The sequence below is a fragment of the Streptococcus sp. HSISS3 genome (genome assembly GCF_000448605.1).
In the GTDB taxonomy this organism is placed as follows: Bacteria; Bacillota; Bacilli; order Lactobacillales; family Streptococcaceae; genus Streptococcus; species Streptococcus raffinosi.
Genome location: NZ_CM002130.1, coordinates 1827146 through 1843472, shown reverse-complemented (window position 1 = coordinate 1843472; position 16327 = coordinate 1827146). Strand labels below are relative to the sequence as shown.

The following is a 16327-nucleotide window of genomic DNA, read 5'->3' as shown; positions in this document are numbered from 1 at the left end:
CACTAACTACGTTAAGTCGGTAAAATCGACCGACTAACCTTCGTGTCGTGACCGTGTCAAGACTCTCTAAGTGCCAAGCACTTGATAGTCTACGGCAGTCGCTATGGCGAACTGCCTATCAACCTCACTAACTGAGTTAAGTCGGTAAAAATCGACCGACTAACCTTCGTGTCGTGACCGTGCAAGACTCTCTAAGTGCCAAGCACTTGATAGTCTACGGCAGTCGCTATGGCGAACTGCCTATCAACCTCACTAACTACGTTAAGTCGGTAAAAATCGAATGGCTTTTTGAGGTGTGGTCAATACGAAGGAAATGTTGCTGAAAACAAAAAACTATTGAAAAAAGAGGTTTACAATGGGAGATAAACCGATATCATTCAGGGACAAAGATGGAAACTTCGTTTCTGCGGCCGATGTATGGAATCCAAAGAAGCTTGAAGAGCTCTTCACCCGCTTAAATCCAAACCGTAAGCTCCGTCTTGAACGTGAGCGTCTGGCAAAAGAAGAAGCAGCGAAACACCCTGAATTAAATGAAGAAACAGAGCAAGTCTAGCACTTGCTCTGTTTTTGTCTTTTCAAATTGTGGCAATCAAAAACAGCTACTCTAGTAAGAGTAACTGTTGTGATGATTAGGCGTTTAGAACCTTGTCCAAGAATTCTTTCAAACGTGGATGTTGAGGGTTATCGAAGATTTGATCTGGTGTGCCATCTTCGAGGAACTCACCATCCGCAGTAAAGATTACTCGGTTAGCAACTTGACGGGCAAATCCCATTTCGTGAGTAACGATAAGCATGGTCATTCCTTGTTGTGCTAACTCTTTCATAACGTCAAGAACGTCTCCGACCATTTCAGGGTCAAGAGCAGAAGTCGGTTCGTCAAAGAGCATGATGTCAGGATTCATGGCCAAACCACGGGCAATTGCCACACGTTGTTTTTGTCCACCTGACAAGCTATCTGGTGTCGCTTCAGCCTTGTCTTCAAGACCAACACGCTTCAACAAATCCATCGCTAATTTATCAGCTTCTTCCTTAGTCATACGTCCAAGTTCAACCGGTGCGAATGTCACATTTTCAAGTACTGACATGTGTGGGAAGAGGTTGAAGTGTTGGAAGACCATCCCGATGTTTTCACGGGCTTTGTCAACATTTGTCTTAGGATCTGATAATTCAAAACCATCCACAATTACTTTACCTGATGTAATTGTTTCAAGTAGATTGAGGGTACGAAGGAAGGTTGATTTACCAGAACCTGAAGGTCCGATGATACAAACAACATCTCCCTCGTAGAATTTGGCGTCAATGCCTTTAAGGACTTCATTGTCGCCATATGATTTGTGCAAGTCCTGCACATCGATTTTCAATTCAGCCATTATTTAAGTCTCTTTTCTAGTCGTTTAGCCAATTTCGTTAAGAATGTGATGATGACCAAGTAAAGGATGGCCAAGATAGCATACATACGGAATGATTGGTAGTTACGAGCAATAATGATTTTACCAGTTTGGAAGAGTTCGACCAAACCGATAGCTGATACGATAGTCGTATCCTTCAATGAGATAACAAATTGGTTGATGAAGTTTGGCAACATCAAGCGGACAGCCTGTGGCAAAATAACCTTACGCATGGTTGTATTGTAAGGAACACCCAAGCTTCGACTGGCTTCCATTTGACCAATTGGCACAGCTTCAATACCACCACGCACAATTTCAGCAATGTAAGCACCACCATTAAGTGAGAGGGCGATAGTCGCTGCCACAAAGTCATTGATTGGTGATTGGTGACCAGTGATATTTTCAATCAAGTTTGGAATACCCCAATAGATGAAGGCTGCAACGATCATCAATGGGATACCACGGACAACGTCAACGAAGACTTGTGAAATCACACGAAGGGTCTTGTTTGGTGCAACTGCCATCATACCGAAGATGACACCGATAATCATGGCAATCGCAAATGAAAGAAGGGTCAATCCAATAGTGATACCAAGACCTTGAAGAAGTTGGTGGTAGTTATTTTTAATTAAGCCAACAATTGTTGTTTCATCAACAGCTTTGGTTGAGCTCTTTTCTTTAGATTTGTTATTGTCAAGGTATTTGTTGATAATCTTATCGTAAGTACCGTCTTTAACAATAGCAGCTAAACCATTGTTGAACATTGTAATCAATTCAGGGTTAGTCCCTTTTTTAACAGCAAACCCAACTTCACCAGTAGAGATTCCCTTAATAGGTGTTTCAAAGTTACGTCCTTGTTGGATAGCGTAAAGAAGAACAGCTTCGTCATCCATAAGGGCATCGATTGAACCAGAGTTCAAGCTGTCATACATAGTAGAAGCTTCATCGTATGCACGAAGCGTGAAGCCATACTTATCGGCATTTTCTTCTAACCAAGAGTAAGAAGATGTTCCGTTTTTGGCACCAATAGTCTTACCTTTGAGGTCTTCGTATTTCTTAACGTTAGAGCCTTTTTTCACAGCCAAACGAATGTTTGAAGTGTAGTAAGGATCTGAGAAATCAAAGATTTGTTTACGGGCATCCGTGATGGTCATACCAGCCAATACCGCATCGGCTTGGCTAGATTGAACGGCATTAAGGGATGCATCGAAACCAGGGTTGGTTAATTTGACATTGAAGCCTTGGTTTTTAGCAATAGCATTGATGATGTCAACGTCAATACCAACATACTTACCAGAACCATTTTGATATTCAAATGGTGCAAATGATGAGTCCATTGAGATGGTGTAAGTTTCCTTGGCAGGAGTTGCTTTTGCATTAGCATCACCAGTCAATTTAAGATCTGCTGAAGGTTTTGAAGAAGATTTTGATGAGTTACCCAACCATTTTTTCATGATTTTGTCGTAGGTACCATCTTTCTTCATAGCTTTAAGAGCTTCGTTGAATTCCTTGATGAGGTATTCGTATTTGCCCCCTTTTTTCACAGCGAAGGCAAAGCTACCGATAGATTCAGGCTTAATATTGATGGCATAGTCTTTACCTTGACCAATAGCGTATTGAACAACAGGTGTGTCGTCCATGGCTGCATCAACGGAACCAGAATCCAAACTATTGTTCATCAAATCACTGGTATCAAATGTTTTAACAGTGAAGCCATACTTGCTTGCGTTTTTATCAAGCCATGATTGGGCAGCAGTACCGTTTTTAACACCGACTGTTTTACCCTTCAATTGTTTGTAGTCACTGATTTTATCACTACTACGTGTGTAGATAACAATGGATGTGTCGTAATAAGTGTCTGAGAAAGTGAAGACTTTCTTACGGGCATCGGTAACAGTCGTACCGGCCATAAGGGCATCGGCCTGTCCTGCTTGTACCGCATTAACGGCTGCATCAAAACCAGGGTAGGTTTGGTTAACATCCCATTTTTCACGTTTGGCAACTTCGTTGATAATATCAACGTCGATACCCTTGTAGGTCTGATCAGAGTCTTTGAATTCAAATGGGGCATAGGCTGTATCTGAAACAACTGAAATCGTGCTAGCAGATGCTTTAGCTCCGAAAACAAAGAAAACTGACATGGCACTCAAAAAGAGTGTCAGAAGTTTTTTCTTCATTATAAAAAGTTCTCCTTTATAAAATACCTTCCTATTTTATCAAAAAAAGCCTTTGTTATCAAACTTTGAGAGGTTTGATGTTAGAAAATATAACAAGATTCGTCAATTATGAGAGCTATTTAAGAAGAAGTTGACAAGCCTATGTCAATTCGTTACACTGGAATCTAACACAAGTAAGGTTTGTAACAGGAGTTATTTAAATGAAAAAACGTATGCTTGAGAAAGATACTAGACTATATGATAAAGTCCCAAGTTGGCTGATGATTATGCTCTCTTGCCTTATTGCTACTGGTTTTGTCCTTATAGGTGGACTGTTAGCAGGTTTTGTTGTAGGAATTCCGGTAGCCCTTGTCCTCTTTGTCATGATGCTAAATGGTAGTGTGCAACCGCAGGATATTAATGCAATCGCCTTTAAGTTATTCTCATCTGAGTATTTTGAACTGGGTGTTTTTGCCTTTACTGCTCTGATCGTCTTTTTCTGGGTCAAAGTTGTTGAAAAACGCTCCATTCGTTCCCTTGGATTCTTTAGAGGCTCTATTTGGTGCCATATGCTCAAGGGCTGGGGATTTGGGACTCTACTCTTGTTAGTGAGTTTCCTCGGGACTTATTTACTTGGTGGTTTAGAATTTGTAAGAGTAGATTTTTCTCAGAGAACCCTCCTATATATACTATCCCTAATACCTTTCTGGTTTATCCAAGGTGGAACCGAGGAGCTAGTGACTCGTGGTTGGTTGCTTCAGACAGTTACTAATAAATTGAACCTTTCTTGGGGAATTGCTATTTCAAGTTCTCTCTTTTCAATGCTACACATGGGAAATCAAGGGGTTACCGCCTTGTCTCTTATCAGTATTGTTTTAGTAGGGGTTCTCATGGCCCTTTACATGCTCAAGACAGATAATATCTGGGGTGTCGCTGCCCTTCACGGTGCTTGGAACTTTGCGCAAGGAAATCTAGTTGGCGTGGCAGTTAGTGGACGGGATGCAGGCGGTAGCTTATTGCATTTTCAGGCCAGGTCAGGCGTTCCTGATTGGTTGTCAGGTGGAGCCTTTGGTCTAGAAGGAAATATCGTTACCTGTCTCGTTCTTCTGGTAGGTATCGTCATCCTCCGATTACAATTGAAAAAAGAAAATTTTTAAGGCTGAGTTCTAAAGACTCGGTCTTTTTACTTCTATGTTAAAATAGAAGAAACACTTGGAGGGGACAATATGATAGTTAAGCTTGATAGGGTCATGTTGAAATTGAAAATAGTGGTTGGCCTTATATTTTCCGTTTTGTCTTTATGGATTCTTTGTCCTGAGCTCATTAGAGGTTCTCTCCGTGAAAATCCAGTCAAGCAGTTCCTTGCTGTCATTGTTTTATTTTGGCTTTTATTTTCCATTATTCTTCTCATAGATGGTATCGTAAATCTCAAAGGTCATGGTAACCTCTTGGAACTTGATGACAATTTCTTGACCTACTACGGCCAAGCATTTGGACGGAAAACTTTTGACATTCCCTTATCCGAGATTGAATTTGTCAAGAAAGCTTGGACAACACGGATGGAGGATATTGAACGCTCTTCGACGGTGAGATATTCTTTGAAACGCATTGAGCATGTCTTCGACTATGATGCCGAAGTTGATGATAAAAAGAGGTACCAGGTTTTGCTTGTCTTCTTCAAAAATGGTGAGACAGCTGTTACCTATGATAAAAAGCTTGGTCATCAATCACGGAAGAAACGTGCCTATGTCGCTAAAATGCGAATGATTCAAATTCCGCTTACAAGTGGGGAAATTTTCTCCGACCAAGAGATGAATGATTACATAAATGAAAGGAAAAACCATGATAGATAGAAAAGAAGACAACCAATTTCATTTGGTTTCTAAATACGAACCTTCCGGGGACCAACCTCAGGCCATCGAAACCTTGGTTGATAATATTGAAGGTGGGGAGAAGGCTCAAATCCTAAAGGGAGCAACAGGGACAGGTAAGACCTATACCATGAGTCAGGTCATCCAGCGCGTGAATAAACCAACCTTGGTTATCGCCCACAATAAAACTTTGGCAGGTCAGCTTTATGGTGAGTTCAAAGAATTTTTCCCAGACAATGCTGTAGAATACTTCGTTTCCTACTACGATTTCTATCAGCCAGAGGCCTATGTGCCATCATCAGATACCTATATTGAAAAAGATAGCTCTGTCAATGACGAAATTGATAAGCTCCGTCACTCAGCAACATCAGCCCTATTGGAGCGCAATGATGTGATCGTTGTGGCTTCCGTCTCTTGTATTTACGGTTTGGGTTCGCCCAAAGAATATGCGGATTCAGCTGTCAGCCTGCGTCCTGGCCAAGAGATTTCTCGAGACAAGTTGCTCAATGACTTGGTTGATATTCAATTTGAGCGAAACGATATTGATTTTCAACGTGGGAAATTCCGTGTACGTGGCGATGTGGTCGAAATTTTTCCTGCCAGCCGTGACGAACATGCTTTTCGAGTGGAATTTTTCGGTGATGAGATTGACCGCATATGTGGGATTGAGAGTCTGACCGGACGTAATCTCGGTGAAGTTGAGCACCTTGTTCTTTTCCCGGCTACTCACTTTATGACCAATGAAGAGCATATGGAAGAAGCCATCAAGAATATTATGGCAGAGATGGAAGCTCAGGTTAAGCAATTTGAAGCCGAGGGAAAACTCATCGAGGCTCAACGTATCCGTCAACGGACAGAATACGATGTCGAAATGCTTCGTGAGATGGGTTACACCAACGGTGTCGAAAACTACTCACGCCACATGGATGGTCGTAAAGAAGGCGAGCCACCATTTACTCTACTTGATTTCTTCCCAGAAGATTTCCTCATTATGATTGATGAAAGCCACATGACAATGGGACAGATTAAAGGAATGTATAACGGAGACCAAGCCCGTAAGAAGATGTTGGTTGATTACGGTTTCCGTTTGCTATCGGCTCTTGATAACCGTCCCCTCCGACGTGAAGAATTCGAGAGTCATGTGCATCAGATTGTCTATGTGTCTGCTACACCGGGCGACTATGAGATGGAACAGACCGAGACTGTGGTTGAGCAAATCATCCGTCCAACAGGGCTTCTTGATCCAGAAGTCGAAGTTCGTCCAACTATGGGTCAAATGGATGACCTTCTTGGTGAAATTAATGTCCGTACTGAAAAAGGTGAGCGTGTCTTCGTCACAACTTTGACTAAGAAGATGGCTGAGGACTTGACGGACTACCTCAAGGAAATGGGTGTCAAGGTCAAATACATGCACTCTGACATTAAGACTCTAGAGCGTACGGAGATTATCCGTGACCTGCGTCTAGGTGTCTTTGATGTCCTTATCGGAATTAACCTTCTCCGTGAGGGGATTGACGTTCCTGAAGTTAGTCTGGTTGCTATTTTGGATGCGGATAAGGAAGGCTTCCTTCGTAACGAACGTGGACTTATCCAAACAATTGGACGTGCTGCCCGAAATAGCGAAGGACACGTAATCATGTATGCGGATAAGATTACGGAGTCTATGCAGAAAGCCATGGATGAAACGGCTCGTCGTCGTGAAATCCAAATGGCCTATAATAAGGAACACGGCATTGTTCCACAAACCATCAAGAAAGAAATTCGAGATCTTATTTCGATTACCAAGGCTAATGAAGCAGAAGTGGCAGAGGATACGGTGGACTACAGTGCCATGAATAAGAAAGAACGCCAAGAAGCCGTCAAGAAACTTCAAAAACAAATGCACGAAGCAGCAGAATTGCTTGACTTTGAATTGGCAGCTCAAATCCGTGATATGGTGCTAGAGTTAAAGAGTATGGATTAATTGACATTTCAGACTTAGCCATTATTTAAGCAATCTACTGTATATGAAAGAAAGGGAAATTTATGTCACGTTCACAAGCAACTATTTTGACCAATATGTGCCTCATTGAAGATGGTCATGGAAATATTGTCATGCAAATCCGTGATCCAAAACGTTATTCCTGGTCGGGAGCAGCCCTGCCCGGTGGTCATATCGAAGCACACGAAGGTCTGGTAGAATCAGCTATCCGTGAGGTTAAGGAAGAAACTGGTCTGACCATCAAAAATCCTAAATTAGTTGGTATGAAGCATTGGTACACGACAGATGACGAGCGTTACCTGGTTTTCCTCTATAAAACTTCAGACTTTGAAGGAGAAATCCATTCAACAGAGGAGGGCGAAGTTCGCTGGGTTGCTAGGGAGGATGTGCCTAAGATGGACTTGGCCTATGACATGCTCAATCTGTTACGTGTCTTTGAGGAAGACCAGCTCTCAGAACTCTTCTATCGGGAGCGCCTTGAAGATGACTTCATCCGAGAATTTTGGTAATAAAATGAACTAACTATTTATTCAAATGAATGAATAGTTTTTTTATTATTTCTAAAACGATATGGAGAGCTTTAAAATAAAGGAAATTCCTAGTGATTAACAAGCAAAAAATTAATAAAAATAAAAATTATAATCAATAAAAGTCCATTTTCCCATTGACAAATGAATAATAATACATTATTATACTTATATAGTTAATAAATATAGAAAAGAGATTGATTATGAAAACATGGAAAAAACTTTTGTTGGGACTTACTGGAGTCTTTGCTTTGACGGCTTTAGCTGCTTGTTCGTCATCAAATAATACCTTGGACAAGGTCAAGGATAAGGGAACTTTGACAGTTGCTCTTAATCCCCACTTTGCTCCCTTTGAATTTAAAACCCTCCAAGATGGTAAAGATACTGTCGTTGGGGCAGATGTTGAAATTGCTAAGGCTATTGCTGATGAACTTGGTGTGAAAGTCAAATTCTCTGAAATGTCCTTTGACAATGTCCTAGCCAGCGTTCAGTCTGGTAAAGCAGATATTGCCATTTCTGGTATTTCGGCAACGAAAGAACGTCAGAAAACCTTCGATTTCTCAGATACTTACTATGAGTCTGAAACAGTTCTTGTCGTTAAAAAAGACGACGCAGGAGCTTATAAACAAACCAGCGACTTTGCTAAGAAATCTGTAGCTGTTCAAAAAGGTTCCATCCAAGAAAAAATTGCTAAATCTAATTTGTCAGATGCTAATGTCGTCGCTTTGTCACAACCTGGCGAAGCCATCAATGAATTGAAGTCTGGTCAAGTTAATGGTGTCGTTCTTGAAAAAGCTATCGCTCAAGGTTACGTGGAACAAAATAGTGACTTGGCTGTGTCAGACATTAAGCTCAAGTCAGATTCAAATGATGCTTATGCTGTAGCCATGCCTAAGGGAAGCGATAAACTAAAAGCTAAAGTCAACAAGGTGATTACTAAACTCAAAAAAGAAGGTAAAATTGATAGCTTTGTACAAGATGCCTACGCTCTCTCGCTAAAGAGTCCTACTAAATAAGGAGTAAACAATGAAGAAATTTTGGTTTGTACTCACGGCCTTAGTCGCAACTTGCGTCCTGGTCGCCTGTAGCGGAAGTCAGGGGGTGAAACCTCAAACGATTAAGGACAAGAAGAAAATTGTTGTCGCCACTGAATCAGAGTTTGCGCCTTTTGAATTCAAAACGCTCATTAATGGCAAGGACACTCTGGTCGGAGCAGATATCGAGTTGGCCAAGGCCATCGGAAAGAAATTAGGTGTCAAGGTCGAATTTTCCGTTATGTCCTTTGACAATGTCCTAGCCAGCGTTCAGTCTGGTAAAGCAGATATTGCCATTGCAGGAATCTCGGTAACAAACGAGCGTAAGAAAGTCTATGATTTTTCTGATAGCTATTACACCGCTGAAAATGTGGTTATTGTTAAGAAAGATAAGGTCAATGACTTTACAAGCACTGATAGTCTAGCTAAACAAACCGTCGGTACTCAAAAAGGATCCGTTCAAGAAACAGTCGCTAAGAAACAAATTCCGAAAGCTAGCGTGGTTTCACTGGCTTCAAATGGTGAAATGATTAATGAACTCAAGTCAGGACAAATTCAGGCCGTTGTACTTGAAAAGGCTATTGCTGAGGGGTATATCTCTCAAAATGATGATTTGACCCTTGCCAACTTTAACCTCAAGTCAGACGGTTCAGATGCCTATGCAGTTGCAACACGTAAAGGCTCAGATGACTTACTTAAAGAAATTAACGCCGTCATCAAAGAGACTAAAAACTCAGGCAAATTTGACCAATGGCTAAAAGAAGCATCGACTTACAAACAAAGTAAGTAAAATGAAAAGAGTTTCTATGATGAATTGAATAAAAGTTCTTTTAGAAACTTTCCTTAGGTGATGCCGAACGTCAGCCAACTTCTTTGAAGTTCCATGACTAGGTTTTGTACCTAAGATCTCAAAATTCCAGGCACCTGAAACGAACACGTTTCAGGTGCTTTCATCACGGTGGAAAGTCTCATTTGATGCTTACTTTGCTAACTTAAGAGAGTTTTCAAAAATATTCTTAAATCTAAAATGGGGAATACCCCATTTTTTATTGAATTCTATGTTAAAAACAGGTATTATCAATGTAAGTCTGTCATAAATGACAATAAATAATGTAGTAAAGCAGAGCTTGAGATTAGCAAGGAGAGATAATGAAGCTACCACGTTTTGGTGTTGAAGAATGGCTTAATGTCCATGAAAAATCCGCCATTTATGATATTGCAGGTGTTTCGATTAAGGCCCTAACCCTAGAGGAATTATTTGACCTCTCAGGTATTGATAAGGACACTTTTTTTAACCAACTTTTAAGGAAAAAGATGGATTACGGCTGGATTGAAGGGTCACCAGAGTTTAAGGCTCAGGTGTCAAGTTTGTACAAGAATATGCCAGTTGACAATATCCTCCAAACCAATGGTGCTACAGGTGCGACTATGCTTGCCCTCTATGCTCTGATTGAGACAAAGGATCACGTTATCTCCATGTATCCCACCTATCAACAACTTTATGATATTCCTAAATCCCTAGGAGCAGAAGTGGATTTCTGGGAAGTTCAGGAAGATAAGGGCTGGTTGCCTGATTTGGATCAACTGCGTCAGCTGATTCGTCCTAATACCAAGATGATTTGTATTAACAATGCTAATAATCCTACCGGTGCTCTTATGAATGCTTCCTACCTCAAGGAGTTGGTGGCCATTGCTAAGGAAGTGGGCGCCTATATTTTCTCAGATGAGGTTTATCGCAGTTTTGATCATCCTGCACCATCCATCGTTGACTTGTATGACAAAGGTATTACCGTCAATAGTCTGTCGAAAACCTATTCAATACCTGGCATCCGAGTAGGTTGGGTAGCTTCTAATGCAGAGGTGGCTTCTATTCTGCGAGATTATCGTGATTACACAATGATTTGCGCCGGTGTTTTTGATGACATGGTAGCGACCCTTGTCCTCAAAAATAAGGAAGCCATCTTGGAGCGTAACCGTAAGATTGTGACGGAAAATATAGCTCTTATGGATGCTTGGATTGCTGATGAGCCTAAGGCTTCTTGGATTCGCCCAGCTAGTGTGTCGACTTCCTTTGTCAAGTTAGAGGTTCCTCGTCCCATTGAAGACTTTGCTCTTGAACTCCTACAGGACTATGGTGTTCTCGTTGTTCCAGGTAACCGTTTTGACAAGGAATCCCATGTCCGCATTGGCTATTGTTGTGACAAGGAAGTTCTCCAGAAGGGCTTGGAAAAACTTTCGCAATTTTTGCATAAATGTTGACATTATCACTAATTTCAAGTAAAATAACAAGCGAAAAATTATATTTATACAGGAGTTTCTTATGAAAATGAAAAAACTTTTCCTTGGGGCTATGGCTCTCCTTGCTACTGTGACTTTAGTAGCTTGTGGGTCAAAAAAGGATGCTTACGAATCCATTAAAGAAAATAAAAAGCTTGTTGTAGCTGTGAGCCCAGACTACGCACCATTTGAGTTCAAAACTTTGATTGATGGCAAGGACCAAGTGGTTGGTTCAGATATCAAATTGGCACAAGCTATCGCCGATGAACTCGGGGTTAAACTTGAAGTGGCGACAATGAGTTTTGACAATGTCCTCTCTAGTCTTCAAGCTGGTAAGGCTGATATTGCCATTTCAGGTATCTCAGTGACAGCTGAACGTAAGAAAACCTTTGATTTCTCAGATCCTTACTACGAAACACAAAATGCTATCATCGTACGTAAAGATCAAGCTTCTGATTACTCAAGTCTAGATGCTTTCAAGGGTAAAAAAGTAGCCGTTCAAAAAGGAGCTATTGAAGAAGGACTTTCTAAGAAACAATTGAAAGATTCAACAGTCGTATCACTGACAGCTATGGGTGAAGCTATTAACGAAGTCAAATCTGGCCAAGTTGATGCTGTTGACCTTGAAAAACCAGTAGCAGAAGGCTATGTTGCCCAAAATTCAGATTTAACTTTGGCAAGCGTTGCTCTTAAAGTTAATGATGGCGATGCGAAAGCTGTTGCCATGACTAAAGGTAATGATAAGTTGAAAAAAGCTGTTAATAAAGTTATCAAGAAATTGAAAGATAATGGTACTTACGACGAGTACATCAAGGATGCTTCTAAATACACAGCAGTTGACTAAAATAGGAACTGGAGATGATTTCTCTAGTTAGCTTGAAGACCAAGTCTTCTTTTTGAGACTTTCCTTAGGTGAAGTTGGGACTTATCCTTTCCTAAGGAGGTTTCAAACCTAGAATCTCAAAACTACCAGCGCCTGAAACTATAGAAGTTTCAGGCGTTTTATCGTGGCAGAAAGTTGTGTTAATAATCTCCTTATTGGAGAAAGGAGTACACCAAGGTTTTTGAAGTGATACTTAGGTCATCTCACTATTTAAAATGCTCTGTATATGTATTGACTAGAGAAATTTTTATTATGCCTAAGGAAGTAAAAACCTATCTAGAATTTCAAAAGGTGGAAACCTAAAAGATATTTCTTGACAGACAAAGATGAGTTTTGTATACTTGAATAGAACGTGTAAAATGTTACATTATCTTGAGGAGGTGAATTCAATGTCAAAAACAGTTGTTCGTAAAAACGAATCACTTGACGACGCTCTTCGTCGTTTCAAACGTTCTGTGACTAAAGCTGGTACTCTTCAAGAGGCTCGTAAACGTGAACATTACGAAAAACCTTCTGTAAAACGTAAACGTAAATCAGAAGCAGCTCGCAAACGTAAAAAATTCTAATTAAGAATGATTCTATAGCAAAAAAGCTTGAGTATTTTCTCAAGTTTTTTTCTGTTTTAGCGAATAGATAAGACAGTTGGTTTTACTAAAACGAAAAAGATGTCTAATAATTATCAGACATCTTAGTTTCATATGCTTTTAGTTAAACAAATAGAGATTATTTGTTTGCAAGAAGGTCGCGGATTTCAGCGAGCAATTCTTCTTGTGATGGACCAGCATTTTCAGCAGCTTCTTCAGCAGCTTCTTTAGCGGCTTTATTGCTAAGAGCAGTTGCTTTACCAGCAGCTTTAACAACGAAGAAGAGAGTAGTACCAACGATGATGAAGTTGATGACTGCGCTCAAGAAGCTACCGTATGCGATACCGTTCCATGACAATTTAGAAAGGTTTTCAACGTTAGCAGCCTTAACAACTGGGTTAAGGATAAGTGGTGTGATGATATCACCAACAAGTGAAGTAATGATAGCGTTGAAAGCAGCCCCCATAACAACGGCTACAGCAAGGTCAAGGACATTCCCCTTGAACAAAAAGTCTTTAAGTTCTTTAATCATTTTGACAATGATTCCTTTCTTTTATTTACTTTTAATAGTTTATCCGATTTTGTATATCTTGACAAGGGATTTGCTCAGAAAAATCATTTTTATTTTACTTTCATTTTTCATCATGCTATAATTAAGGGTAATGCAATTATGGTAAGATAGGGAGGCGAGTAGATGGCAATTGACAAAGCTTTAATAGAAGATATTAAGAGCAGCACCAATATCGTTGACGTGATTGGTGAAGTTGTCAGTCTAAATCGAGCAGGTCGCAATTACCTCGGACTTTGTCCCTTCCATAAGGAGAAAACCCCCTCTTTTAACGTTATTGAGGACAGGCAGTTTTACCATTGCTTTGGTTGTGGAAAGTCTGGGGATGTCTTTAAATTTTTAGAAGAATACCGTCAGATTTCTTTCCAAGAAAGTGTCAAGGTTCTGGCAGATCGCTTAGGTATCGCAGTTACGATAGATGCGCCAAGGCAATCCCAACAGCAGCATTCTCCAAATCAAGCTTTTTACGATCTTCATGAGGATGCTCTCAAATTCTATCATGCCGTACTGATGACGACTAAGATAGGAGAGACGGCGCGTGCTTATCTTTATGAGCGTGGCATGACTGACGATTTACTTAAGGCCTTTCAGATTGGTCTATCCCCTGACGAACCAGATTATCTCTATCAGTCTGTTTCCAAAAAATACGACGAAGAGGTGCTGACAGAATCAGGTCTTTTTAATCTTTCTGAAAGTAATCGTCTTTTCGATACCTTTAAAAATCGAATCATGTTTCCGCTCAAAAATGAATTCGGTAAGACAATAGGTTTTTCAGGTCGTGTTTGGACTAAGGAAGCTATTGAACAAGGGCAAGCTAAGTACAAAAATACCAGAGCTACTCGCATTTTCAATAAATCCTATGAACTCTACCACTTAGATCAGGCTAAGCCAGTGATTCAGAAGACTCATGAAGTCTATTTGATGGAGGGCTTCATGGATGTTATTGCTGCTTATAGGGCTGGGCAGGTCAATGCGGTAGCTTCTATGGGAACGGCTCTGACGCCCGAACATGTCAATCGTCTGCGCAAACTAACCAAGAAGATTGTTTTGACTTATGATGGCGATAAGGCTGGGCAAAATGCTATCGCCAAGTCTCTGGAGCTTTTGTCGGACTTCCAGGTCGATATTGTTAAAATACCAGACAATATGGATCCTGATGAGTACCTTCAAAAAACATCTGAAGAGGCTTTGGGCAAACTCTTGGTCGAGTCTCGCATCTCAGATGTGGAATTTTGGATTGGCCAACTTAAACCTGCTAATGTAGATAATCTTCAAGCAGAGATTTCTTATGTTGAGCAGATTGCTAAGATTATTGCCAAGTCACCATCTGTGACGGCGCAAAATTCTTACATTTCTAAGGTGGCTGACTTACTGCCTGACTTTGACTTTTTCCAAGTTGAGCAAGCAGTTAACAACGAGCGCCTGACCTTGAGAAATCAGCAGACGGCTCAATTATCGGCTGCCGGCAATAGTAGTTATGAGTCTTCTGCGTCAGGATTTAGAGGAACGGTTAAGCTACCATCTACGCCTAAGATTACAGGCCTCCGTCGGGCGGAAAATCAACTCTTCCATCGCATGCTTAATCATCCTATGATCTTGAATGATTACCGGATGCGGGATGATTTTTTCTTCCAGACAGCCGAGCTAGAGGAGCTTTATCAGCTTCTTAAGCAGGACGGCCAGATTGATACGGTAGCTTTGTCTGTGCTTCCTCAAGAGGTACAAACAGCCTATTATCAGGTTTTAGAGGAGATTTTGCCACCTGAAACCAGTTTAGAAGAAGTCCAGGCTATTGAGGAGCGTAGAAATCATTTTCTGAGGGAACTGGACTTTCGTAAGCAAAGTAAACAAATAAGAGAATCAAGTAACCATGGTGATGTGGATGCAGCGGTGGAAGCCCTGCAGATGCTTATCGCCCAAAAACGAGATATGGAGTAACACATGGCAAAGAAAAAACAAAATACAGCATTTAACGTTCAAGTCGCTGATTTCATTCGTAACCACAAAAAAGCAGGTACAGCAATTGATGATGAAGTCACAGAAAAACTGGTTATCCCATTTGTTCTTGATGCTGACGGTATTGATGACCTTTTGGAACGTTTGACAGACGGTGGTATCTCTATCACTGATAAGGATGGAAACCCTTCATCTAAATATGTTGTTGAAGCACCAAAGCCAGAGGAATTGACAGACGAGGAGCTTCTTGGTTCAAACTCAGCTAAGGTCAATGACCCTGTTCGTATGTACCTCAAAGAAATTGGGGTAGTCCCTCTTTTGAGTAATGAGGAGGAAAAAGAATTGGCTATCGCTGTCGAAAATGGTGACTTGGAAGCTAAACAACGTTTGGCAGAAGCCAACCTTCGTTTGGTCGTTTCAATCGCTAAACGTTATGTGGGACGTGGTATGCAATTCTTGGACTTGATTCAAGAAGGTAACATGGGGCTTATGAAAGCTGTTGATAAATTTGACTACTCTAAAGGTTTCAAATTCTCAACTTATGCGACATGGTGGATCCGTCAAGCTATCACACGTGCCATCGCAGACCAAGCACGTACCATCCGTATCCCAGTTCACATGGTTGAAACCATCAATAAATTGGTCCGTGAGCAACGTAATCTTTTGCAAGAGTTGGGCCAAGACCCTACACCTGAACAAATTGCAGAGCGCATGGATATGACACCAGATAAGGTCCGTGAAATCCTCAAGATTGCTCAAGAACCAGTCTCACTTGAAACACCTATTGGTGAAGAAGATGACAGTCATTTGGGTGACTTTATCGAAGATGAAGTTATTGAAAATCCAGTCGATTACACGACTCGTGTCGTTCTTCGTGAACAATTGGATGAAGTCCTTGATACTTTGACAGACCGTGAAGAAAACGTTCTTCGTCTCCGTTTTGGTCTTGATGATGGGAAAATGCGTACTTTAGAAGATGTTGGTAAAGTCTTTAACGTTACTCGTGAACGTATTCGTCAGATTGAAGCGAAAGCCCTTCGTAAATTGCGCCATCCAAGCCGCAGTAAACAGCTTAAAGACTTTATTGAAGACTAAGAGAGTA

15 protein-coding genes are annotated in these 16327 nt (G+C 40.8%); 12 read left to right on the top strand and 3 right to left on the bottom strand.

The annotated features are described in order from the left end of the window. Window positions 1-355 precede the first annotated feature (355 nt). Window positions 356-553 carry a hypothetical protein gene (locus HSISS3_RS08415; protein WP_021152384.1) on the top strand — a complete coding sequence of 66 codons (198 nt, stop codon included), beginning with the start codon at window positions 356-358 and terminating at the stop codon, window positions 551-553. A gap of 76 nt (window positions 554-629) precedes the next feature. Here the strand turns inward: HSISS3_RS08415 and HSISS3_RS08410 are convergent, their stop codons facing one another. Further along, window positions 630-1370 carry an amino acid ABC transporter ATP-binding protein gene (locus tag HSISS3_RS08410; protein ID WP_002889453.1) on the bottom strand — a complete coding sequence of 247 codons (741 nt, stop codon included), beginning with the start codon at window positions 1368-1370 and terminating at the stop codon, window positions 630-632. Further along, window positions 1370-3565 (bottom strand): ABC transporter substrate-binding protein/permease, encoded by a 2196-nt coding sequence (locus tag HSISS3_RS08405; RefSeq protein WP_002889451.1) that lies wholly within the window; start codon window positions 3563-3565, stop codon window positions 1370-1372. Before HSISS3_RS08405 ends, HSISS3_RS08410 begins: the two co-directional genes overlap by 1 nt. Before the next feature lie 200 nt (window positions 3566-3765). On the opposite strand from HSISS3_RS08405, the gene HSISS3_RS08400 reads away from it, so the two are divergent. From HSISS3_RS08400 to rpsU, 9 genes are all read left to right on the top strand, one after another. Continuing rightward, window positions 3766-4701, top strand: a complete 936-nt coding sequence (locus HSISS3_RS08400; RefSeq protein ID WP_021152383.1) for a CPBP family intramembrane glutamic endopeptidase — start codon at window positions 3766-3768, stop codon at window positions 4699-4701. A gap of 69 nt (window positions 4702-4770) precedes the next feature. After that, window positions 4771-5397 (top strand): hypothetical protein, encoded by a 627-nt coding sequence (locus tag HSISS3_RS08395; RefSeq protein ID WP_008535218.1) that lies wholly within the window; start codon window positions 4771-4773, stop codon window positions 5395-5397. After that, the gene (gene uvrB / locus HSISS3_RS08390; protein WP_021152382.1) at window positions 5387-7378 is read left to right on the top strand and encodes an excinuclease ABC subunit UvrB; all 1992 of its coding nucleotides are present in this window, start codon (window positions 5387-5389) and stop codon (window positions 7376-7378) included. Before HSISS3_RS08395 ends, uvrB begins: the two co-directional genes overlap by 11 nt. Before the next feature lie 62 nt (window positions 7379-7440). Continuing rightward, window positions 7441-7905 (top strand): 8-oxo-dGTP diphosphatase, encoded by a 465-nt coding sequence (locus tag HSISS3_RS08385; RefSeq protein ID WP_021146249.1) that lies wholly within the window; start codon window positions 7441-7443, stop codon window positions 7903-7905. Window positions 7906-8126: 221 nt separating this feature from the next. Beyond that, entirely contained in the window at window positions 8127-8939 is an 813-nt protein-coding gene (locus tag HSISS3_RS08380) for a transporter substrate-binding domain-containing protein (RefSeq protein WP_021152381.1), read from the top strand. A gap of 10 nt (window positions 8940-8949) precedes the next feature. Then, window positions 8950-9747 carry a transporter substrate-binding domain-containing protein gene (locus HSISS3_RS08375; protein ID WP_042771955.1) on the top strand — a complete coding sequence of 266 codons (798 nt, stop codon included), beginning with the start codon at window positions 8950-8952 and terminating at the stop codon, window positions 9745-9747. 359 nt (window positions 9748-10106) lie between these two features. Beyond that, window positions 10107-11216 carry an aminotransferase gene (locus tag HSISS3_RS08370; RefSeq protein ID WP_021152379.1) on the top strand — a complete coding sequence of 370 codons (1110 nt, stop codon included), beginning with the start codon at window positions 10107-10109 and terminating at the stop codon, window positions 11214-11216. A 67-nt stretch (window positions 11217-11283) separates the two neighbouring features. Beyond that, window positions 11284-12078, top strand: a complete 795-nt coding sequence (locus HSISS3_RS08365) for a transporter substrate-binding domain-containing protein (RefSeq protein ID WP_042767262.1) — start codon at window positions 11284-11286, stop codon at window positions 12076-12078. Between the two features lie 428 nt (window positions 12079-12506). Beyond that, window positions 12507-12683, top strand: a complete 177-nt coding sequence (gene rpsU, locus HSISS3_RS08360; RefSeq protein WP_002884573.1) for a 30S ribosomal protein S21 — start codon at window positions 12507-12509, stop codon at window positions 12681-12683. Window positions 12684-12840: 157 nt separating this feature from the next. On the opposite strand, the gene mscL is transcribed toward rpsU, so the two are convergent. Next, on the bottom strand, window positions 12841-13233 hold the full coding sequence (gene mscL / locus HSISS3_RS08355) for a large conductance mechanosensitive channel protein MscL (protein WP_008535198.1): 393 nt from the start codon (window positions 13231-13233) through the stop codon (window positions 12841-12843). A 162-nt stretch (window positions 13234-13395) separates the two neighbouring features. Here mscL and dnaG point away from each other — a divergent pair, with 162 nt between their 5' ends. Then, window positions 13396-15207: a DNA primase gene (gene dnaG / locus HSISS3_RS08350; protein WP_021152378.1), complete on the top strand. Its 1812-nt coding sequence runs from the start codon at window positions 13396-13398 to the stop codon at window positions 15205-15207. Between the two features lie 3 nt (window positions 15208-15210). Continuing rightward, on the top strand, window positions 15211-16320 hold the full coding sequence (gene rpoD, locus HSISS3_RS08345) for an RNA polymerase sigma factor RpoD (RefSeq protein ID WP_002884252.1): 1110 nt from the start codon (window positions 15211-15213) through the stop codon (window positions 16318-16320). Window positions 16321-16327 lie beyond the last annotated feature (7 nt).

Bases quoted from the DNA above. Each gene is read 5' to 3' on its own strand.
- HSISS3_RS08410 (WP_002889453.1), bottom strand. From the start codon at position 1,370: ATGGCTGAATTGAAAATCGATGTGCAGGACTTGCACAAATCATATGGC.
- HSISS3_RS08370 (WP_021152379.1), top strand. From the start codon at position 10,107: ATGAAGCTACCACGTTTTGGTGTTGAAGAATGGCTTAATGTCCATGAA.
- dnaG (WP_021152378.1), top strand. From the start codon at position 13,396: ATGGCAATTGACAAAGCTTTAATAGAAGATATTAAGAGCAGCACCAAT.
- HSISS3_RS08365 (WP_042767262.1), top strand. From the start codon at position 11,284: ATGAAAAAACTTTTCCTTGGGGCTATGGCTCTCCTTGCTACTGTGACT.
- HSISS3_RS08380 (WP_021152381.1), top strand. From the start codon at position 8,127: ATGAAAACATGGAAAAAACTTTTGTTGGGACTTACTGGAGTCTTTGCT.
- HSISS3_RS08405 (WP_002889451.1), bottom strand. From the start codon at position 3,565: ATGAAGAAAAAACTTCTGACACTCTTTTTGAGTGCCATGTCAGTTTTC.
- rpsU (WP_002884573.1), top strand. From the start codon at position 12,507: ATGTCAAAAACAGTTGTTCGTAAAAACGAATCACTTGACGACGCTCTT.
- HSISS3_RS08385 (WP_021146249.1), top strand. From the start codon at position 7,441: ATGTCACGTTCACAAGCAACTATTTTGACCAATATGTGCCTCATTGAA.
- HSISS3_RS08375 (WP_042771955.1), top strand. From the start codon at position 8,950: ATGAAGAAATTTTGGTTTGTACTCACGGCCTTAGTCGCAACTTGCGTC.
- mscL (WP_008535198.1), bottom strand. From the start codon at position 13,233: ATGATTAAAGAACTTAAAGACTTTTTGTTCAAGGGGAATGTCCTTGAC.
- rpoD (WP_002884252.1), top strand. From the start codon at position 15,211: ATGGCAAAGAAAAAACAAAATACAGCATTTAACGTTCAAGTCGCTGAT.
- HSISS3_RS08400 (WP_021152383.1), top strand. From the start codon at position 3,766: ATGAAAAAACGTATGCTTGAGAAAGATACTAGACTATATGATAAAGTC.
- uvrB (WP_021152382.1), top strand. From the start codon at position 5,387: ATGATAGATAGAAAAGAAGACAACCAATTTCATTTGGTTTCTAAATAC.
- HSISS3_RS08395 (WP_008535218.1), top strand. From the start codon at position 4,771: ATGATAGTTAAGCTTGATAGGGTCATGTTGAAATTGAAAATAGTGGTT.
- HSISS3_RS08415 (WP_021152384.1), top strand. From the start codon at position 356: ATGGGAGATAAACCGATATCATTCAGGGACAAAGATGGAAACTTCGTT.